Annotated in this window: 18 protein-coding genes; 15 read left to right on the top strand and 3 right to left on the bottom strand. The window is 71.3% G+C overall.

Going from position 1 to position 20012, the window contains the following annotated elements; all coding sequences use genetic code 11:
• The first annotated feature begins 41 nt into the window (after window positions 1-41).
• Both ruvX and mltG read left to right on the top strand, forming a co-directional pair.
• Window positions 42-500, top strand: coding sequence for a Holliday junction resolvase RuvX (gene ruvX, locus JMF97_RS27950; RefSeq protein ID WP_126712544.1), 459 nt, complete (start codon window positions 42-44; stop codon window positions 498-500).
• Window positions 501-1697 (top strand): endolytic transglycosylase MltG, encoded by a 1197-nt coding sequence (gene mltG / locus JMF97_RS27945; RefSeq protein WP_203224241.1) that lies wholly within the window; start codon window positions 501-503, stop codon window positions 1695-1697.
• An 18-nt stretch (window positions 1698-1715) separates the two neighbouring features.
• Here mltG and JMF97_RS27940 read toward each other — a convergent pair whose 3' ends face one another.
• Window positions 1716-2972 (bottom strand): endo-1,4-beta-xylanase, encoded by a 1257-nt coding sequence (locus JMF97_RS27940; RefSeq protein WP_203224240.1) that lies wholly within the window; start codon window positions 2970-2972, stop codon window positions 1716-1718.
• Window positions 2973-3017: 45 nt separating this feature from the next.
• On the opposite strand from JMF97_RS27940, the gene JMF97_RS27935 reads away from it, so the two are divergent.
• The 13 genes from JMF97_RS27935 to JMF97_RS27875 all read left to right on the top strand — a co-directional run bounded on the left by JMF97_RS27935 (window position 3018) and on the right by JMF97_RS27875 (window position 18662).
• Window positions 3018-3851 carry a shikimate dehydrogenase gene (locus JMF97_RS27935; RefSeq protein WP_307817124.1) on the top strand — a complete coding sequence of 278 codons (834 nt, stop codon included), beginning with the start codon at window positions 3018-3020 and terminating at the stop codon, window positions 3849-3851.
• 181 nt (window positions 3852-4032) lie between these two features.
• Entirely contained in the window at window positions 4033-5751 is a 1719-nt protein-coding gene (locus tag JMF97_RS27930; RefSeq protein ID WP_203224238.1) for a glycoside hydrolase, read from the top strand.
• A gap of 225 nt (window positions 5752-5976) precedes the next feature.
• Complete coding sequence (locus tag JMF97_RS27925) at window positions 5977-7899, top strand: delta-60 repeat domain-containing protein (protein WP_203224265.1); 1923 nt, start codon at window positions 5977-5979, stop codon at window positions 7897-7899.
• Window positions 7900-8049: 150 nt separating this feature from the next.
• Complete coding sequence (locus tag JMF97_RS27920; RefSeq protein WP_203224237.1) at window positions 8050-9648, top strand: P-loop NTPase family protein; 1599 nt, start codon at window positions 8050-8052, stop codon at window positions 9646-9648.
• 2 nt (window positions 9649-9650) lie between these two features.
• Window positions 9651-11003, top strand: a complete 1353-nt coding sequence (locus tag JMF97_RS27915; protein ID WP_203224236.1) for an O-antigen ligase family protein — start codon at window positions 9651-9653, stop codon at window positions 11001-11003.
• On the top strand, window positions 11000-12601 hold the full coding sequence (locus JMF97_RS27910) for a lipopolysaccharide biosynthesis protein (protein WP_203224235.1): 1602 nt from the start codon (window positions 11000-11002) through the stop codon (window positions 12599-12601). The genes JMF97_RS27915 and JMF97_RS27910 overlap by 4 nt, the downstream gene beginning before the upstream one ends.
• 7 nt (window positions 12602-12608) lie before the next feature.
• The gene (locus tag JMF97_RS27905) at window positions 12609-13511 is read left to right on the top strand and encodes a sulfotransferase domain-containing protein (RefSeq protein WP_203224234.1); all 903 of its coding nucleotides are present in this window, start codon (window positions 12609-12611) and stop codon (window positions 13509-13511) included.
• On the top strand, window positions 13508-14752 hold the full coding sequence (locus tag JMF97_RS27900; protein WP_203224233.1) for a hypothetical protein: 1245 nt from the start codon (window positions 13508-13510) through the stop codon (window positions 14750-14752). The genes JMF97_RS27905 and JMF97_RS27900 overlap by 4 nt, the downstream gene beginning before the upstream one ends.
• A gap of 72 nt (window positions 14753-14824) precedes the next feature.
• Window positions 14825-15298 carry a UDP-N-acetylglucosamine--LPS N-acetylglucosamine transferase gene (locus JMF97_RS27895; RefSeq protein WP_203224232.1) on the top strand — a complete coding sequence of 158 codons (474 nt, stop codon included), beginning with the start codon at window positions 14825-14827 and terminating at the stop codon, window positions 15296-15298.
• 104 nt (window positions 15299-15402) lie between these two features.
• Complete coding sequence (locus JMF97_RS27890; RefSeq protein WP_238360317.1) at window positions 15403-15978, top strand: glycosyltransferase; 576 nt, start codon at window positions 15403-15405, stop codon at window positions 15976-15978.
• Window positions 15975-16898, top strand: a complete 924-nt coding sequence (locus JMF97_RS27885) for a glycosyltransferase family 2 protein (protein WP_203224230.1) — start codon at window positions 15975-15977, stop codon at window positions 16896-16898. Before JMF97_RS27890 ends, JMF97_RS27885 begins: the two co-directional genes overlap by 4 nt.
• A 73-nt stretch (window positions 16899-16971) precedes the next feature.
• Window positions 16972-18150 (top strand): chorismate synthase, encoded by a 1179-nt coding sequence (gene aroC / locus JMF97_RS27880; RefSeq protein ID WP_203224229.1) that lies wholly within the window; start codon window positions 16972-16974, stop codon window positions 18148-18150.
• Window positions 18147-18662 carry a shikimate kinase gene (locus JMF97_RS27875; protein WP_203224228.1) on the top strand — a complete coding sequence of 172 codons (516 nt, stop codon included), beginning with the start codon at window positions 18147-18149 and terminating at the stop codon, window positions 18660-18662. Before aroC ends, JMF97_RS27875 begins: the two co-directional genes overlap by 4 nt.
• Here JMF97_RS27875 and JMF97_RS27870 read toward each other — a convergent pair.
• Window positions 18640-19419, bottom strand: coding sequence for a cytochrome c oxidase assembly protein (locus JMF97_RS27870; RefSeq protein ID WP_203224227.1), 780 nt, complete (start codon window positions 19417-19419; stop codon window positions 18640-18642). The two genes, JMF97_RS27875 and JMF97_RS27870, sit on opposite strands and share 23 nt — an antisense overlap.
• A complete protein-coding gene (locus JMF97_RS27865; RefSeq protein WP_203224226.1) occupies window positions 19416-19985 on the bottom strand; it encodes a DUF2243 domain-containing protein in 570 nt (189 codons plus the stop codon). The genes JMF97_RS27870 and JMF97_RS27865 overlap by 4 nt, the downstream gene beginning before the upstream one ends.
• Window positions 19986-20012: the final 27 nt, after the last annotated feature.

Here is a 20012-nt window from a genome sequence, read left to right as displayed (position 1 = left end):
TCGGTCCGCCCTGGCCTCTTTCACAACAGAGGTGACGGTCGGTGACTGAGCTGTCCCGGGGTGTACGGCTGGGTGTGGACGTCGGTCAGGTCCGCATCGGGGTCTCCCGGTCCGATCCGCACGGGGTGCTCGCCACCCCGCTGGTCACCGTCGCTCGGGAGCAGAATCCCAGGCCGGACGCGGTGCCGAAGGATCTTGTCGAGATCGCCGGGTTGGTCGTCGAACACGAGGCGGTCGAGGTGGTGGTCGGCCTGCCGGTCAACCTGGCCGGTCGACATGGGCCCGCAGCCGAGCACGTCAAGGCGTACGCTCGACAACTGGCCGAGGTGATAGCGCCTGTCCCGGTGACGCTGACCGACGAGAGGATGTCCACGGTCGTGGCGAGCCGTAGGCTGGCCGAACGAGGTGTCCGGGGGAAGAAGCAACGCGCGGTGGTCGACCAGGCCGCCGCGGTGGAGATTCTGCAGAGCTGGCTGGACACGCAGCGGAGGCGGACGTAGATGTTTGACGAGCTGGACCTCGGTCACGATGAGCAGGATCGGGGGGACAAGGGCAAGCACCGCCGAGGTCGTAAGCGGGGCGGTCGCTCCGGCGGGGGCCGGGGCAAGACAGCGCTGGCGCTGCTGCTCGCCCTGGTGCTGCTCGGCGGCATCGGTGGCGGTGCCTTCTACGGCTTCGACCGGGTCCAGAGCTACTTCGTCACCCCCGACTACGACGGCGCGGGCACCGAGGAAGTGACCATCCAGATTCCGCAGGGCGCGTTCCTGGCCGACATGGCCGTGGCGCTCTACGACGCGGGCGTGATCAAGAGCACCAAGGCGTTCATCGAGGCGGCCGAGAAGAACTCCCGTAGCCGCAACATCCAGTCGGGCACCTACAAGCTGCGTAAGCAGATGAGCGGCGAGTTGGCGCTGGCCGCGATGCTCGACCCGGCCAACCGGGTCGTCAACGGGATCACCATTCCTGAGGGGCGTACCGCCAAGAGCATCTTCAAGCTGCTCAGCGACAAGACCGACATCCCGGTCAAGGAGTTCGAGGCCGCCGCGAAGGACCCGGAGAAGCTCGGCGTGCCGGACTGGTGGTTCAAGCGTTCCGACGGCAAGAAGCCCAAGAAGTCCATCGAGGGTTTCCTCTTCCCGGACACCTACGAGATCCCGCCGAACGCCACCGCCGAGATCATCCTCGGACAGATGGTCGACCACTTCCTGAGCGTCACCGGTGAGATGGAGTTCGCCGACCGGGTGCAGAAGGAACGCGGCGGGATCAGCCCGTACGAGGCGTTGATCGTGGCGTCGCTGGCCCAGGCCGAGGCCGGCACCAAGAAGGACCTCGGCAAGGTCGCCCGAGTCGCCTACAACCGGGTGTACAAGGGCAACTTCGACTGCGGCTGCCTGGAGATGGACGTCACGGTCAACTACTACCTGGAGTCGACCGGACAGAAGACCAAGACGTCGGCCGAGATGACGCGGGACGAGTTGCTCGACACCAAGAACCCGTACAGCCGCAAACTGCGTGGCATGATCCCGACCCCGATCAACAATCCGGGCAAGGAAGCCCTCGAAGGTGCGATGGATCCGCCGAACGGGAACTGGCTTTTCTTCGTGGCCATCGACAAGGAGGGCAACTCGGCCTTCGCCGAGACCTACCAGGACCACCTGAAGAATGAGGCCAAGGCCCGCCAGGCCGGCATCATCTGAGTTCCGCTCCGTCGGTGCTCAGGCCAGGTCGATCGTGGTGGTGGTGTCGGCGGCGTCGAGGGTGACGTGGGCGCGGTGCTCACCCGCGCTGACCGTGTAGTCGCCGAGGAAGCCCTCGACGGTGACCCGGCCGTCGGCGTCGGTGCGCATCGGGGTCGGCGGTAGCCACCACTCGCCCTTGATCAGGGCTTCGAGGGCGTCGTACGCCGGCTTGCGGCTGCCGTCGGCACGGACCAGGCCGGCAGGGGCGCCCAGCCACGCACCCCGGTCGGTGAGCCCCCAGTAGTTCACCGACTCGACTGCCGGGTGTGCGAGCAGGGACCGGTAGTGCCGGACGATCTCCTCGGCCTGCCGGGCCTCGCCCTCGGAGGTGCTCGGCCACTGCGGGATCTGGTAGTCGTTCAGGTCCTCGATCTCCGCCGGCATGAGGTGGCCGGAGACCAGCGTGGTCTCGGTCAGGTGCAGCGGCAGGCCGTAGCGGGCGAACCGGTCGAGCATCTCGTTCATGTACTCCTCGCCCCGGTACCCCTGGTGCATGTGGGTCTGCAGGCCGATCGCGTCGATGCCGACGCCGGCTTCGAGGACACCCTCGATCAGGCATTCGTAGGCCGAGCTGAGGTCGAAGTCGTTGAGCACCAGGGTCGCCGCCGGGTTGGCCGCCCGGGCCTCCTCGAACGCCATCCGCACCATGTGGATGCGGCCCCGGGCCCGGGCCAGGTCGGTGATGGCGTTGTCCCCGTTGACGAAGACGGGCATGATGACCGCCTCGTTGATCGCGTCCCAGGTGTCGATCAGGCCGGCGAACCCACCGACCAGGTCGCGGATGCGGGCCCGTTGCAGCGCCTCGACCTCGTCGAGGTCGAGGCCGAGCAGCCACGGCGGCTGCACGGTGTGCCAGACCAGCGGGTGACCCTTGACCGTCACGCCGTGATCGGCCAGCCAGCGCGCGGTCCTCGTCAACCGCTCGGTGTCGGGTGCGCCGCGTCGTGGCTCGTAGCTGCCCCAGTAGAACGGCAGCGTGGCGGTGTTGAAGAGGCCGAGCCACAGGTCACCGAGCCGGTCGAGATCCGAGGAATCCGTACCGCCGAAGGGCTGGGCGCTCTCGGGATCGGGGCCGCCGACCAGGTCGACGAAGTCGAAGCCGATGTTGCCGAAGGCGAAGGCGTGCCGCCGCTGCGCGACCGTGACGACCTGCTCGGCGAGTGCCTGCCGGTCCGGCCCGCGCAGGGTGAGGGTGGTCTTTCCGATGCGGTGTCGCAGGCTGCTGTCGGACATTGTTGGATGTTAGGTGACAGTCGTCCCTACGGTGGAGGAGCGTCGGTGGCGGGCTCGGTGCACAAGGCGGCGGTGGTGGGCAAGCCGATCGCGCATTCCCTCTCCCCGGTGATCCACAATGCCGGCTACGCGGCCGCCGGGCTTGACGGGTGGTCGTACACCCGGATCGAGTGCGCGGCGGCGGAGCTGGCGGATCTGGTCGCGGGCCTGGGCCCGGAGTGGGCCGGGTTGTCGGTGACCATGCCCGGCAAGGAGGCGGCGCTCGCGGTGGCCGCCGAGGTCTCGCCGGTCGCCGCCGCCGTCGGTGCCGCCAACACGTTGGTACGCCGACCCGACGGTTCCTGGTACGCCGACAACACCGACGTCACCGGCATGGTCGAGGTGCTGACCGAGGCGGGGGTGGGCGCCGGTGCCACGGTCACCGTGCTGGGTGCCGGTGGCACCGCCCGGGCGGCGCTGGCGGCGGCGGCCCGGTTGCAGGCGGCCGGCGTCACCGTGATCGCCCGCCGACCGGCGGCGGTCGCCGAACTGACACCGGTGGCGCACACCCTCGGCCTGGCGCTGACCGCCGCGCCCTGGTCCGAGGCGGTGGCATCGGCGAACGCCGACGTGCTGATCTCCACAGTGCCCAAGGGGGCCGCCGACGGGTTGGCCGACACGGTGGCCTGGCGTCCCAGCACCGTCCTCTTCGAGGCCATCTACGATCCCTGGCCCACCCCGCTCGCCGCGTCGGCCGCCGCCGCCGGCTGCCGCATCGTTTCCGGTCTTGACCTGCTGCTGGCCCAGGCGATCGGCCAGTTCGAGCAGTTCACCGGCGTGCCGGCCCCACGTGCGGCGATGTCCTCGGCGTTGACCGCCGCCTACTCCGACCGTCCATGATCTACGAACGAGTGTGGTGATGCTCGATACGAACGAGAGTGATCACGGACCGAAAGGGTCGTTTCTGCGCTGAGTCTTAGGTGAGGATTAAGACCCGCTTAGGTCCCCCTGTCATGCCCATGCTCTGTTGTGTACACCGATACGCTGCACAGCGTTACCGCCGCAGACGCAAGGAGTTTCCGTGACCAGGCGTGGACTACATCGCCTCATCCGGCACCCCGGTCCCCGGCGCAAGGCCGTTGTCCTCGGTGCCCTCGGCATCACGGTCGTGCTCGGACTCACCGCGACCATGGTGCCGCTGCTCGCCGACGACGACGTCTCCATCCCGGTGGTCGCCGACACCACCGCCACGGCCGTGATGCAGGACGGGGACAACAGCGTCAAGTCGACCCTGGCCACCTGCCCGGCGCGGTGCGACGGAAATCCACGTGGTGGCCGGGACGCGGTGCTCGCCTTCATGGTGACCACACTGCCCGCGAACGCGACGAACGTCCGGGCCACCCTGCGGGTGCACGCCTGGCAGGCGTTCAAGGCCACGGTGAGCGCGCACGCGTCGAACCTGGACGCCACCGCGCAGCGCCCGGCACCGGAGCGCCTCGCCTCGGCGCTGGACACGGTCACCGGCGTCGCCAAGGGGTTCAACGAGTGGGACGTCTCCGGGCTGGTCACGGGTAACGGCATCTGGACGGTCTCGTTGGCCCAGGCCGGTCTCGACACCCGCATCTACTGGGCCTCGGCCGAGAACCGCAGCGCGGATCTGCGGCCCAACCTGGTGCTCAGCTACGAGGTCGCCGGTCGTCCGGCGCCGCCGCCCCCGCCGAGCGCCACGTTGCCGCCCCCCGCCGAGCCGACGCGGCCGCCCGTCTCGCCGAGCCCGTCGCCCAGCGCCTCGCCCAGCCTGAGTCCGACGCCCGCGCGGCCGACGCCGACCCCGACCCGACCGCCGGCCGACTCCGGCGCCTGCGGGAAGGTGTCGGACAAGTTGGTGCCGTCCTGCGGCGCCTGGTGGGGGATGTACTCGCCGACCAACCCCCAGACCTGGGACCACGGCCGGGCCGTCACCGACATCGAGGCGCAGGTGGGTCGCAAGTTCGACATCGTGCACCGCTACCACGACTTCTCCAACACCGGCAGCAACGGTGCGTTCCCGGACGCGTACCAGCAGCAGCAGATGCGCGAGGGTCGGCTGATGTTCTTCGCCTGGGAGAGCCGGGTCTTCTCCTCCGGCACCGTGTTGACCTGGAAGGACGTGTACAGCGGCCGGTACGACGAGACGATCGACGCGGTCGCCGGCCGGATCCGGGCGGTGGGGCAGCCGGTCTTCATCGGCTTCGACCACGAACCGGAGGACGAGCCGGCCAAGGGCAGCGACGCCGACTTCGTCCGGGCCTGGCGGTACGTGCACGACCGGTTCGCCGTGGCCGACGTCCGCAACGCGGTCTGGGTGTGGACGATGATGGGCTGGTCCGGTCACTACGACAGGTACGCCGGGCTCTACCCCGGTGACCGGTACGTCGACTGGGTCGCCTGGGATCCGTACAACTTCCACGTCTGCAACGGCAGTACGGTCTGGAAGAGCCCGAGCACCACCGTCGGATCGTTCTACCGGTGGCTGGACGAGAAGGGCATCGGTGCGGGCAAGCCGCGGATGCTTGCCGAGTTCGGTACGAACTTCGACGCGAATGATCCGAACGCCAAGCGGCGTTGGTTCGAGGAATTCCCGGCGGCGTTGAAGGCCCACCCGAAAATCAAGGCGGCGATCTACTTCAATTCGCCGGGCATGACGACCACGACCAAGACCTGCAACATGACGATGAATCACGACGCCGCGGCGCTGGCCGGGTTCACCGCCGCGGGGCGGGACAGCTACCTGCGGCAACCCACCGGAGGGAGCCGCTGACGGCAACCGGACAGCGGTTTGGGACACTCGGTCGCTGCTGAAGCCTCTGGTGTCGCCACTGTCCGCTAACGGATTCACCGACCGCCCAATCGGCGGATGTCGCCCTGCGGGGTGGACGCGAGAGGCTACCGGCAATCCCGTCCACCCTGGAGGCGTAGCGTGCCCATAATCTCCTTCCCGCGGCATCCCACCCGTAGACGTCGGGTACGGGTCGCGGCTGTCGCGTTGGCAACTCTCGCGGCGGTACTGGCCGTGCCCAAGGCGGCCGAGGCGGCCGTGTTGCCCGTACCTGAGACGGGCACCCTCGTGTCGACGAACCCAGTCGACCACACCCCGCACGGCCGCGACGGTGAGGCTCGCACCTTCGCCGAAGTGGGTAACACCGTGTTCGTCGGGGGCAACTTCACCCAGATCCGGCAGACCGCCAGTTCTCCGTGGATCACCCAGCGGTACCTGTTCTCGTACAACCGCACCACCGGTGTCATCAACACCGCCTTCGTGCCGGTGCTCGACGGCGCCGTCAACGCCCTGATCGCCGGGCCGGGTGGCACGCTGATCGTCGGCGGGGCGTTCAAGAACGTCAACGGTGAGTCGCGTCGCAACCTGGTCGCTCTCGACCCGGCCACCGGCGAGACCATCGACAGCTGGGTCGGCCGTTCCGACGGCGGAATGATCCGCGACATGGTCCTGCACGGCAACGACCTCTACCTGGCCGGCGCCTTCAACTGGATCAACGGCACCGCGCACTCCGGGCTCGCCCGGCTCAACGCCTCCACGGGCGCGATCGACCCGACGTTCAACATCAACGCCACGGTCGGTCGGCACGGCACCGGTTCGTACGCCTGGACCATCGACGTCACCCCGGACGGCAGCACCATGGCCGTGGGTGGCAACTTCACGCTCGTCGACGGGCTGTCCCGTAACCAGATCGCGCTCATCGATCTGACCGGTACGCCGAGCGTGATCGACTGGAGCTCGGAGAAGTTCGTCGCGCCGTGCGTGGACCCGGCCACCTTCGTGCACTACGTGCAGGACCTGCGCTTCGGTGGTGACGGCAGCTGGTTCGTCGTCGGCACCAACGGTGGCTCCGGCTGGCCGGCCGCCTACTGCGACGCCCTGATCCGGTTCGAGACCGCCGCGCGTGGTCCCAACCAGCTGGGCACCTGGGTCAACTACACCGGTAACGACACGATCACGTCGGTCGAGGTGGCCGACAACATCATCTACCTCGGTGGGCACTTCCGCTGGTTGAACAACCCGAACGCCAGCGACCGGGCCGGTAACGGCGCGGTCGACCGACTCGGTATCGCCGCGGTCACCCCGGCCACCGGTATGCCGGTCAACTGGAACCCGGGTCGTCGGGGCGGCAGCGCCCTGCCCTCGGGGGCCAGCAACTGGGGCTCGGCCGTGCCGGTGATCTGGCGGGGCAGCGACGGGCTCTACTTCGGGCACAACTCCGACGGCATGGCCAACGAGTACCACGGCCGGCTCGGCATGTTCCCGATCGCCGGTGGTCGGACGATCACTCCGCGCAACCCGTCGGCGGCCAGCTCCGGTCACCTGTACCTGGGTGTGACCGCGGGCGAACTGCAGCGGGTGCCGTTCGACGGCACCACCGTCGGCACGCCGACCACGGTCAGCCAGCCCAACTACACCGGTGCCGGCGCGACCTGGGGTCTGGGTGACCGGATCTACTGGTCGCGGACCGTCCCCGGCAGCACCACCGGCAGCCGGATCGACATCTCGATGTTCAACGGCGGCAATGTCGGGGTGCCGTGGGAGTCGTCCGGTTTCAACGCCTGGTACAACCCGGCGAACATGACCGGCGCCTTCTTCCTCGACGGTCGCCTCTACTACACCCGTACCGGTGCCAACGGGCTCTACTACCGGTACTACGAGGTAGACGGCAACTACCTGGGCGCCACCGAGTTCACCCTGCCGACCACCGGCGTGACCTGGTCCGCGGTCCGGGGGCTGGCCTGGGTCGACGGCAAGATCGTGTACGGTCACACCGATGGCAGTCTGCGCAGCGTGCCGTTCGACCCGACGGCCGCGCCCGCGGTCAACGGTGCGGCGAGTACGGTGCTCACCACGGCCGCGGACGGGCTCTCCTGGTCGATTCCGCGGATGTTCTTCGCGGTGCAGTAGGGGTGTACCCGTTGTAGCAGAAGGTCGGTAACTTGTTCAGGTCGGGCCGGCGGCGGATTCCCGTCGCCGGCCCGAGCGCTGGGCGGAGCTGTCCCGCAGGCCGCTGCACCCGCGATGCTCCTTTTCGACAACGTAGCGACGGTGGCGTTCATGACTGATGCACAGCCCGGCTGGTCCGGCGGTACGGTTGCGGCTCGTACGGTCACGCTGACCGATCTGCTGCGGGTTCCGCTGCACCGGATCCGGCTGGTGGCCGCAGTCGCGGTGCTGGGTCTGGCGGCGGCGATCGGGTACGTCTTCCTGATCCCCGGTGCGGTCAGCGCGAGCGCGGTGGTCGCGGTCCGCCCGGTGGTCACCGACGCCTTCACCCCCAGCGGTGCGGCCGCCGACCGGGCGGTGAACATGAACGTGGAGAGCGGAATCGCCACCGGCACCGACGTGGTGCAGCGGCTCGCCGACTCCGGTGGCCGGGATCCCCGCGACGTGCGCGACGCGCTGGAGGTGGAGGTACCCGCCGGCGGGCAGATTCTGCGTTTCACCTTCACCGCCGACTCGGCCGAGTCGGCGGTGCACAATGCCAATTTGGCCGCCCAGTCCTACCTGGACGTACGCCGGAGCATGTACGAACGGCAGCGGGAAGAGATGCTGCGCTCGTACGACGAGAGCATCGAGGAAGTGGCCGCGCGGCAGGCGGCCCTGCAGAAACGGATGGCCAACGCGCGGGACGGGGCGCGCGATGCGGCCGTCGCCGAACTCGCCGGGGTGAACAACCAGTTGACCCAGCTCAGCTCCGCCCGTACCGAGATCGCGGCGGTCGACGTCAATCCGGGCTGGGTCACCCAGAGTGCGGAGAAGGCCCTGGTCTCCTCCAGCGGGCGCGGCCCGCTCTACGTGGCGGCGGGGCTGCTCGGTGGTCTGCTGTTCGGGGTCGTGCTGGCCTACGCCTGGGAGTCGATGGACCGGCGGATCCGCTCGGTCGACGACGGGCGCGACGCCACCGGCCTGCCGTTGCTGGGCACCGTACGGGGGCAGGGGCTGTTCGGGCGGCGCCGGCCGGTGGACGCGGACATCCGGTACGTGGCGATGGCCATCGCGGAGCGGGTACGCGAACCGGCCCGGATCGCCCTGTTGACCACCCGCGAGGACCAGACCACCCTCACCGCAGGCCTGGCGGTGGCCCTGGCGGCCACCGGCCGGGACGTCTACGTGGCCGACGACAGCGGCCGGTTGGACGAGTTGCGCGCGACGGTGATGACGGATCGCGGTCGGCTGCCCGCCGCGGTCAACCCGGCCCGCCCCACCATCCCCAAGCCGCGCCCGGACGGCTCCGGTTCCATCGACGACGTAACCGAGCAGATCACGCCGGTACGCCGTCCGTCCCCGCATCCCAACCCGGGCCGGCCGGCGGCCGGTGACCCGGAGGCGACCATGATGCTGCCCCGGATGAGCGGCGGCCCGGTGACCGCGAAGAGCCCGGTCACCGAGCAGGCCGACGAGGTGCCGGTGGGCGCCGGTGGGGTCCGTTTCGGCACCTGGCGGCAGCGCGCCGCCCAGGGGCTGGTGTTGTTCAACGCCCCGCCGGCCGAGGCCGACGAGCGGGGCGTGGCCGCCGCCCGGCAGGGCACCGCCGTCGTGGTGGTCGAGCAGGATCGGACGAAGCAGGGCGATCTGCGCCGCCTGGCGGAGCGACTGCGGGCCGCCGGAGTGGCCCCGCTGGGATTCGTCCTGACCCGCACCGGCCGGGGCTGACCATGCCCACCCTCAGCCCGCCGTCGGTCGACGAGCCGGCTGGCCAGCATCCGGGCGCCCGGCTGGTCGCCCCGGTGCTGCCCCGGCTGCCGGTGTGGCCGCTGGTGGTGATGTTCGGGCTGGTGCCGCTCTGGTGGCTGGCCGGCGCGTTCTATCTGGGCTGGTCGTTGCTGGGCGCGGTGCTGCTGGCGTTGCTGCTGGTCCGGGGCCGGGTGCCGCTGCCGCCGGGCACCGGCTTGTGGCTGCTGTTCCTGTCGCTGGTCGTGGTCAGCGCCACCCAACTGTCCTCGGTCGGCTCGTTGCTCGCCTTCGGCCTGCGACTCGGCTTCTACGTGACCGCCCTCGTGGTGGGCGTGTACGTGTACGCGGTGGCGCGCCAGGGCATCGACCTGGCCACCTTGCTGGTGCCGATCTGCCTGTTCTGGTTCGGGCTGGTCGTACTCGGCTGGTTGGGTGTGCTGGCGCCCCGCTTCGAGATGAGCACGCCGATGGAGATGCTCCTGCCGGGCGGCGTCTCCGGCAACGCCTACATCCAGGACCTGGTACGGATCGCGGCCAGCGAGTACAGCCCGCGCGCGCTCAACCCCATCTACCGGCCGTCCGCACCGTTCCCGTACACCAACAACTACGGCAGCGCGTACGCGATGACGCTGCCCTGCGTGGTGGCCTTCGTCATGCTGCGTCGCCACGGCGTGCTGCGCTGGGCGGTGATCGCGTCGTTGCCGCTGTCGTTGGCGCCGGCCTTCTTCACCCTCAACCGGACGATGTTCGTCAGCCTCGGCGCCGGGCTGCTGGTGCTCGGGTTGCGGGCCGCCCGGCGCGGCAACGTCCGGGTCGGTGCCTCCGTGGTCGGTGTGCTGCTCATCGGTGGCCTGGCCGCCATGGTGATCCCGGTCGCCGAGTTGATCGGCAACCGGGTCGAGTCCAGTGACACCAACAGCGACCGGTTCGCCCTCTACGAAGAGGTGCTGCGGCGGGTGGCGGAGTCACCCTGGCTCGGTTACGGCGCGCCGGCCACCGTCGACACGATCAGCGCACCCGTTCCGGTGGGCACCCAGGGCCAGCTGTGGATGGTGCTGTTCTGTCACGGCGTACCGGCGTTGTTGTTCTTCCTGGCCTGGTTCGCGCTCGCGGCGGTGATCTGCGCGCGGGCCCGCTCGGCGGCGGGCCAGTGGCTCGCGGTGGTGCCGGTGGTGTGCATCGTGCAGATCCCGTTCTACGGCCTGGCCAGCCCGAACCTCGCGGTGGCGTTCTTCGCCGTCGCCCTGACCATGTCCCTGGTGGAACGCGAGGCCCGACCGCCCGGCCCGGCCCTGCCCCACCCGTCCGCGGCCCAACCGGAGGTGGCGGCATGAGCCTCCCCGTCCACCCGCCCGCGCCGCAGCCACCCGCCACGGGCGGCCCCGCCGAGCCCGCGCCGGACAGCACCGCGACCGAGACCCGCCGGGGCGCCCGCAGCGGCGCGGCCGGGCTGCTCGGCGCCGCCGTCAACGGGCTGATGGGTTTCGTCCTGGTGGTCGTCATCACCCGCGGCTACGGCACCGAGGGTTCCGGTGTCTTCTTCGCGGCGATCGGTGTGGTGACGGTGGCCGCCGCGCTCTGCGTGCTGGGCGCGGAGACCGGCCTGATCTGGAGCCTGCCCCGACGCCGGCTCGGCCCGCAGGGCGACGCGGCGCGGATGCTGCCGGTGGCGTTGATTCCGCCGCTGTCGGCGGCGCTCGTCATCGCGACCGTCGGGATCCTCGCCGCCGACCCGCTCGCGCGCCGGCTGCTGGACGGCGCGGGCGTCGACGGTGCTGCGCTGCTGCGGGTCAGCTTCGCCGCGGTGCCGGTGGTGGTGGCGATGACCCTGCTGTTCGGCGTGCTGCGCTGCGTCCGGCCGATGCGGATGTACGTCGCGGTGCAGTCGGTTCTGCTGCCCACCGCGCGGCCGCTGCTGGTCGGCGCGGCCGTGCTGCTGGCCGGCGGCGGTCTGCTGGCCGGCATGACCGGCTGGGTGCTGCCGGCCCTGCTGGCCGCTGCGGTGACCCTGCTGCTGGTCGTCAGGCCGCTGGGGATCGGCCGGGGAGCGGGACTGCGCGCCGGGCGCGACGAGTGGGGTTCCTTCTGGCGGTTCTCCCTGCCCCGGGCCGCGTCGGCGGCCATCGACTCGGGTGCGGTCTGGATCGGTGTGCTGCTCACCACCGTGCTCGCCGGTGCGGCCGACGCCGGCATCTTCGGCGCGGTGAGCCGCTACATCCTGGCCGGCCAACTCGCCATGCAGGGGCTGCGGGTGGCGGTGTCGCCGCAGTTGTCCCGGCTGTTCGGGCAGGACCGGCCCGACGCGGCCGCCGCCCTGCACCGGCAGTTGACCACCTGGGCGCTGGTGCTGTCCTGGCCGGTGTACCTGCTGCTGGCCGTCTTCGGCGCGGGGTTCCTCGAACTCTTCGGCTCCGGGTTCGCCGGCGGCGCCACCGCGATGACCGTGCTCGCGCTGGCCATGCTGGTGAACACGGGTGTGGGCAACGTGCAGAGCATGCTGCTGATGAGCGGGCGCAGCGGGCTGCATCTCGCGGCGACCGTGGCCGGCCTCACGGTCACCGTCTCCCTCGGCCTGGTGCTGATCCCCGCCCACGGTGTCACCGGCGCGGCCTGCGCCTGGGCGGCGGGCATCGTCACGGAGAACCTGATCGCGGTGACCTGTGCCCGCATCGTCGTCGGTCAGCCGTTGGCCGACCTGTCGATGCTGCGGGCCGCGCTGCTCACGGTCGGTGGCGTGGGTGCCGCCGCGATCGTCGGAGTGCTGGCCGGTGGCCGGGGGATCGTCGGCCTGGCGGTGGCGCTGGCCGTACTGGCCGTCGGTTGCGTCGGCTTGTTGACGTTGCCTCGGGTGCGGCAGGGCATCCGGGCGACCATGGTGCAGATCCGTGGCGGGGCGCCGAGCGTCTCGCCACGACCCTCGAAGGGCAGGTGACATCGTCGTGGCGTCCATCCGCGACCGGGTGAAGCAGTTGGTGCCGACCCAGGTGACGAGCCGGGTGCGGGAGAGCCTCGTCGACTACGGGGTACGCACCAGCGACCGTCGACCACTCCCGGATTTCCTCATCATCGGCACCAAGCGGGGCGGCACCACATCGCTGTGGAACTACCTCATCCAGCATCCGCTGGTGCCGCGACTCTTCCCGGCCTGGAACACGAAGTCCTCGCACTACTTCGAGGAGAACTGGGGCCGGGGCGAGGCGTGGTACCGGTCGCACTTCCCGACCCAGCGGCATCGGGAGACGCTGGAGAACCGGCACGGTGGGCCGGTGCGGGTGGGTGAGGCCGCGCCGCTGTACATGTTCCACCCGCTGGCCGCGCAGCGGGTCGCCGCGTTGATGCCGCAGGTGAAGCTCATCGTGCTGTTGCGGGATCCGGTGGAGCGGGCGTACTCGCACTGGAAGGAGCGGCGTACCAACGGGGTGGAGCCGTTGGACTTCGCCGCCGCGCTGGCCGCCGAGCCGGAGCGTACGGCGGGGGAGCGGGAGCGGCTGATCGCCGAGCCGGAGTACTTCAGCGAGCCCTACGACTGGTACACCTACCGGGCGCGGGGCCGCTACCTGGAGCACTTGGAGCCGTGGCTGACGCACTTCGACCGCGGGCAGCTGCTCTTCCTGCCCAGCGAGGACCTGTACCGCGACGCGCGGGCCACCTACCGGCGCACCCTGGACTTCCTCGGGCTGCCCGCGCACGACCTGCCCGACTTCAAGGTCTACAACGACCGGCGGTCGGCGCCGCTGGAGCCGGCGTTGCGGGCCGAGTTGACGCAGTACTACCGCCCGTACAACGAGGCGTTGCGGCAGCGGCTGGGGTTGCGCCTCGACTGGCCGGACCAGGCCGCGTGAGCAGGGTCGACGATCTGCGTAGCCGCGAGGACGGGTTGGGGTGGGTCACCCGGGCGGTCTTCGGTGACCAGCGGATCACGTTGGCCGTGGACGCCCCGGTGCCGGCCGGGCACACGGTGGTGGCCCGTTACGCCGTCGTCCCGTCGGTGGACCGGGCCCGGTTCCTGCTGCCGCTGGGCTCGTCACGGGCCACCGCGGCGGCGCTGCTGGCGTACAACGCGTTGCGGCCGGTGAAGGTGCGGGCCGTGCGGGCCGCGCTCGGCGTGGCGGCGCGGGCCGGTGTGGTCGCCCGGGCGCCGTTTCCGGTGCTGAGCGTCGCCGTGCCGACCGCGCTCGATCCCGCCGAGGTGCTGCTCGCCGAGCGGCTCAGCACCGAGTTGGGCGGCGGCCGGGCGTACGCGGCCTGCGGGGTCCGCCCGCCGGATCCGAACCACAAGCCGACCCTGCAACTGTTCGACCACGCGGGGACGCCCCGCGGCTACGCCAAGATCGGTTGGAACGACGCGACCCGGGCGCTGGTCACCGCCGAGGCGGCGGCACTGCGCGAGGTGGCCGAGGTGGCCGGCGTCGCCGGGCATCCGGCCACCCCCCGACTGCTCGCCGAGACCAGCTGGGCCGGGCAGGCCGTGGCGCTTGTCGAACCGCTGCCCATCGGGGTACGCGGAATGCCGGTCGACGCCCCGCCGGAGCTCGCGGCGCTGCTCGCGGTGGCCCGGCGGGGTCGGCCACCGGCGACCCCGCGTCCGCTGGCCGGCTCGTCGTTCCTCGACCGGTTGACCGTACAGGCGCAGCGGGCGGCCGAGACGGACCCGGCCGGGGCGCGGGCGGTGGCGGCGGTGGCCGAACTGGCCCGCCGGCACGGCGACGTGGCCGTCGAGTTCGGCCACTGGCACGGCGACTGGGTGCCGTGGAACCTCGGTCGGCACGCCGGTGAGCTGGTCGCCTGGGACTGGGAGCACAGCGGGCCGGACGTACCGGTCGGCTTCGACCTGGCCCACGACGCGTTCCAGCGGTCCCTGGTGCTGCGGGGTGAACCGGCCGCGACCGCGGCCGAGCAGGTACGGCAGTGGCTGGACCGGTACGGCGACCGGCTGGGCCTGGACCCGGCCCGCCGCCGCCTGGTCGCCGACGCGTACCTGATCGAGATGTGGCTGCGGACCTGGCGGCTGGCCGACGCCGGTGCCGGCTGGAACCCGGCGCTGCATCCGGCGTTGCTGGACGTCATCGAGAAACGACAGTGAGCAATGGTCGGGCCGACCGCTGGGGGTACGGCTCGACCGTGGTGCAGGCACAGCGGACTTGTGGGGAGTCGCGTGGACAACGTAGACAAAGTGGGGCAGCAGTTGCTGCTGGTCGGGTCGAGCGGTGGGCACCTGGCCCAGTTGCTCGCCCTGAAACCCTGGTACGAGACCTGGCAGCGCTGCTGGGTGACCTTCGACACGCCGGAGGCGGTGTCCCTGCTGGCCGGCGAGGACCTGATCCCGGCCTACCATCCGACCACCCGCAACGTGCGCAACCTGTTGCGCAACACGCTGCTGGCGGCCCGGGTGCTGCGCCGGCGGCGGATCGCCGCCGTGGTGACCACCGGGGCCGGGGTGGCGCTGCCGTTCGTCGTGCTGGCCCGGCTACGCCGCATCCCGACGGTCTACATCGAGGTCTACGACCGGATCGACACCCCGACGCTGACCGCCCGGCTGTGTCGCCCGTTCCTGTCGAAGATGCTCGTGCAGTGGGACGAGCAGCGCCGTCAGTACCCGGAGGCAACCGTCGTGGGGACGCTGCTGTGAGCGGCGAGGCGACGCGCACCGACGAGCAGTTCGGCGTAGCCGCCGACCGGGCCGCCGGACACGTTCCGGCGCCCCGCGACGGCAACCGGGTCGGCCGGGCCCAGTTGCTGGTGGCGGTCGGCACCGACAAGCACCCCTTCGACCGGCTGGTCGGCTGGCTGAGGGAGTGGTACGGCGAGGTCGCCGACGAGGTGGTGCTGACCGTGCAGCACGGCCACACCCGGGTCGAGGGTCTGCCCGACGCGGTGCCGTTCCTCGGGCACGCCGAGTTGCAGACCGCGATGGCCGGGGCCGACCTGGTGGTCTGCCACGGTGGCCCGGCCACCATCCTGGAGGCCCGCCGACACGGGCACCTGCCGATCGTCGTGCCCCGGGACCCGAGCCTGGGCGAGCACGTCGACAACCATCAGCAGTTGTTCGCCCGCCGGCTCGGTGCGGCCGGCCTGGTCGCGCTCTGCGAGACCCGGCAGGAGCTGCGCGACGCCCTCACCGCCGGCCTGGCCGACCCGGGACGGTTCACCGTCACCGTGGACGCCGAGGCGGCCGAGGCGCAGCGCACCGCCGTGCGCCGGGTGGGCATGATCGTCGAGGAGTTGGTGGCCGAGGCCGCGCAGCGGCGTCACCGGCCCTGGTGGCGGCCGTGGCGCGGGCCCGGCCCGAATGGAAGGCGCAAGCTATGACCGCGTACCCGAGCGTCACCGCCGTCGTACCCACCCGGGATCGTCCCGAACTGCTCCGGGCGGCCGTACGGGCCATCGTCGGGCAGGACTATCCGGGGCAGGTCGAGACGGTCGTGGTGTACGACCAGTCCGAGCCGGACCTGTCGCTGGCTGCCGAGCTGTCGGCCGCGAACCGGCCGGTGCGGGTGGTGACCAATACCCGCACCGCGGGACTGGCCGGGGCCCGCAACTCCGGCACCATGGCCGCCACCGGTGAGCTGATCGCCTTCTGTGACGACGACGACGAGTGGCTGCCGGGCAAGCTGCGCGCTCAGGTCGACGCCCTGAACGCGGTGCCGGGTGCGGAGTTCGTCAGTTGCGGCATCCGGGTCAGCTACGACGGGCACACCGTCGAGCGGGTGTTGGAACGCGACTCGATCAGCCTGTCCGACCTGCTGCGGGATCGGATGACCGAACTGCACCCGTCGACCTTCCTGATCCGGGCGGCGGCCCTGCGCGACGGGTTCGGGCTGGTCGACGAGGAGATCCCGGGCAGCTACGCCGAGGACTACGAGTTCCTGCTGCGGGCCGCCCGCAGCGCCCCGCTGGTCAACCTGCGCACCCCGTACGTGCTGGTGCGCTGGCACAAGCGGTCGTACTTCGCGCAGCGCTGGGACACCATCTCCGAGGCGTTGCAGTGGCTGCTGGAGCGCTACCCGGAGTTCGCCACCCAGCCGGCGGGACAGGCCCGGGTCACCGGGCAGATCGCCTTCGCCCGGGCCGCCTCCGGGGACCGGCGCGGGGCGATGCGCTGGGCCCGACGCACCATTCGCCGCAATCCGCGTGAGCCTCGGGCGTACCTGGCCCTGGCGGTGGCCGGGCGGGTGGTCCGCGCCGACGCCGTGCTGCGCACCCTGCACAAGCGGGGCCGGGGCATCTGAGGCAGACGTCCGTAGGGCGGGACGGGGCGGGCGGTGCGGTGCGGCGGGCACCGGGCGTGACAGACTCATGGCTGTGTTGCGCTGGTTGACCGCAGGGGAATCGCACGGACCCGCCCTCGTCGCGTTGCTGGAGGGGGTGCCGGCCGGGATCGAGGTGACCACCACCGAGATCGCCGGGGAGTTGGCCCGCCGCCGGCTCGGCTACGGCCGGGGTGCGCGGATGTCCTTCGAGCAGGACGAGATCGAGGTCATCGGTGGCCTGCGGCACGGGGTGACGCTCGGCAGCCCGGTCGCCATCCGGGTCGGCAACTCCGAGTGGCCCAAGTGGCGCACCGTGATGGCCGCCGACCCGGTCGACCCCGACGAGTTGGCCAGTCAGGCCCGTAACGCCCCGCTCACCCGGCCCCGGCCCGGGCACGCCGACCTGGCCGGCATGCAGAAGTACGGCCACACCGACGCCCGGCCGATCCTGGAGCGGGCCAGCGCGCGGGAGACCGCCGCCCGGGTGGCCGTCGGCACGGTGGCCAAGGCGCTGCTGCGGCAGGCCCTCGACGTGGAGATCGTCTCGCACGTGGTGGAGTTGGGCCCGGTCGCCGTCAAGCCGGGGCTGCGGCCCCGCCCGGAGGACGCCGAGCGCATCGACGCCGACCCGCTGCGCTGCCTCGACCCGGAGGCCAGCGCCCGGATGGTCGCCGAGGTCGACGCCGCGAAGAAGGCCGCCGACACCCTGGGTGGTGTGGTCGAGGTGCTGGCGTACGGCGTGCCGCCCGGCCTGGGCAGCCACGTGCAGTGGGACCGCAAGCTCGACGCCCGGCTGGCTACCGCGTTGATGTCGATCCAGGCGATCAAGGGTGTGGAGATCGGCGACGGCTGGCAGCAGGCCCGCTCGCGTGGATCCGAGGCGCACGACGAGATCATCCCCACCGCCACCGGCGTACGCCGGGTCACCGACCGGGCCGGTGGCCTGGAAGGCGGCATCACCACCGGCGAGCCACTGCGGGTGAAGGCCGCGATGAAGCCGATCTCGTCGCTGAACCGGGCCCTCGCGACGGTCGACATCACCACCGGTGAGCCGGCCACCGCGATCAACCAGCGCTCCGACGTCTGCGCGGTGCCCGCCGCCGCCGTCGTCGCCGAGGCGATGGTGGCGCTGGTGCTGGCCGAGGCGGCGGTGGAGAAGTTCGGCGGCGACTCGATCGCCGAGATGCGCCGCAACCTGGCCGGCTACCTCGACGCGCTGGTGATCCGGTGACCGCTTCGACCCGTCCGGTCTGTGTGCTGGTCGGCGCGCCCGGCTCCGGCAAGACCACCGTCGGTGAGGTCCTCGCAGCCGAGCTGGGGGTCCAGTTCCGGGACACCGACGCCGACATCGAGCGGCTGGCCGGCAAGCCGATCCCGGAGATCTTCGTCGACGAGGGGGAGGAGCACTTCCGTACCCTCGAACGGGCGGCGGTGGCCGCGGCGCTGGCCTCCTGCGACGGGGTGCTGGCCCTCGGCGGCGGCGCGGTGCTGGCCGAGGAGAACCGGGCCGCGCTGGTCGGTCACCAGGTGGTGCACCTGTCGGTCGAGTTGACCGACGCGGTGAAGCGGGTCGGCCTCGGTGCCGGCCGTCCGCTGTTGGCGATCAATCCGCGGGCCACCCTCAAACACCTGATGGACCAGCGGCGACCGCTCTACGCCGAGGTGGCGACCGTGACGGTGGTGACCGACGGCCGCACTCCCGAGGAGATCGCCGCCGAGATCATCCCCCTGCTGAAGCGGTAAGCAAGACGCGGCGCGGCTGCGGGCGCCAGCTGGCCAGCAGGGCGAGGGCGAGCAGGATCTCGGCCGCGTCGCCGCCGTAGTACATCACCGCCGCACCGGCACGCAGCGCATCCGACGGGGCCGGCACGTCGATCAGCAGCCCCGCGTACAGGAGTTGGGCCAGGCTGGCGTGCGCGACGACCGCGACGCCGAGCACCACCAGCCGCACCGGCACGGACGCCCGGTGCCGGTATGGTTCCAGGCCGGCGATCGACCAGGTGAACAGCAACCCGCTGAGCAGGAAGTGCAGGTTGACCAGGTCGTGCAGCACCGGGCTGGCGAGGGTGGCCCGGTACAGCGGGGTGAGGTAGAGCAGCCACAGCCCGCCGGCGGTGAGCAGCAGCCCGGTGACCGGGTGGGCGAGCGTGCGCGCCACCGGATGCCGCAGCGCCCGCAGCGCCGCCCGACCGACCCGCCGGTCGACGGTACGCAACAGCAGGGTGCCGGGCGCGCCGAGCACCAGGCCCAGCGGGGCGAGCATGCCGAGCAGCAGGTGCTGCCACATGTGCGCGGCGAACCCGTCGGCCGGCAGCAGCAGAGCGACGGCGAGCAGCGCACACCCGGCGGCGAACGCGGCCGTACGCCAGTGGCTCCAGCCCGGCCGGTCCGGCTCGCGCTGCCGCAACACGGCAGCCAGATAACACCAACCCGCCACCAGGGGTACGAGCACAGCCGGGCCGACGGTCGTGGCGTGCTGCGCGGTGTGCGCCACGCTCATCGGCGTCGGCTCGCCGACGGCGCTTCTCCAGCAGCGCCACGCGAGCCAGGGTCGTCGGCGCAGAGGTCCACGGCGGCGGCGCGGCGTTGCACGAGCAGACCGACGATGATCAGCACGACGCCCAGGGCGAGGAAGCCGAGGTCCCACCAGAGTTGGTGTTCGCCGGGCCGGACGTGGTGGATGGCCAGGATGTGGTGGTCGATGATGCCCTCGACCAGGTTGAACAGCCCCCACCCGAGCAACGCCCAGCCCCACAGCATCGGCGAGCGCCACAGCCGACCCCGGGAGCGGGTCACCCGGGCGTAGAGCATGGCCAGGCCGGTCAGCACCGCCACCCAGGTGACCACGTGGAAGAGCCCGTCCCACAGGGTGTTCATCTGCAGTCCGGCGACGGTGTCCACCGGGTACTCGCGGATGCCGATGTTGTCGGCGCCGGTGTTGCTGAGCAGGTGGTGCCACTGGAGAACCTGGTGCAGCACGATGCCGTCGACGAAACCGCCGAGCCCGACGCCGAGGATTGTGGCCGGCAGCCGGATGTCGGCGCCGTCGATCGTCCGCTCGGTCATGGCGCCCCCTGGATAGCTGGTGATGGT

This window comes from Micromonospora fiedleri (assembly GCF_016774385.1).
GTDB classification, from domain to species: domain Bacteria; phylum Actinomycetota; class Actinomycetes; order Mycobacteriales; family Micromonosporaceae; genus Micromonospora; species Micromonospora gifhornensis.
This window is presented reverse-complemented; position numbering and strand designations above follow the sequence as displayed.

Coding starts and splice junctions, on each gene's coding strand:
- mltG (WP_203224241.1), top strand. CDS start 501: ATGTTTGACGAGCTGGACCTCGGTCACGATGAGCAGGATCGGGGGGAC.
- JMF97_RS27940 (WP_203224240.1), bottom strand. CDS start 2,972: ATGTCCGACAGCAGCCTGCGACACCGCATCGGAAAGACCACCCTCACC.
- JMF97_RS27920 (WP_203224237.1), top strand. CDS start 8,050: ATGACTGATGCACAGCCCGGCTGGTCCGGCGGTACGGTTGCGGCTCGT.
- JMF97_RS27915 (WP_203224236.1), top strand. CDS start 9,651: ATGCCCACCCTCAGCCCGCCGTCGGTCGACGAGCCGGCTGGCCAGCAT.
- JMF97_RS27910 (WP_203224235.1), top strand. CDS start 11,000: ATGAGCCTCCCCGTCCACCCGCCCGCGCCGCAGCCACCCGCCACGGGC.
- JMF97_RS27885 (WP_203224230.1), top strand. CDS start 15,975: ATGACCGCGTACCCGAGCGTCACCGCCGTCGTACCCACCCGGGATCGT.
- JMF97_RS27870 (WP_203224227.1), bottom strand. CDS start 19,419: ATGAGCGTGGCGCACACCGCGCAGCACGCCACGACCGTCGGCCCGGCT.
- JMF97_RS27865 (WP_203224226.1), bottom strand. CDS start 19,985: ATGACCGAGCGGACGATCGACGGCGCCGACATCCGGCTGCCGGCCACA.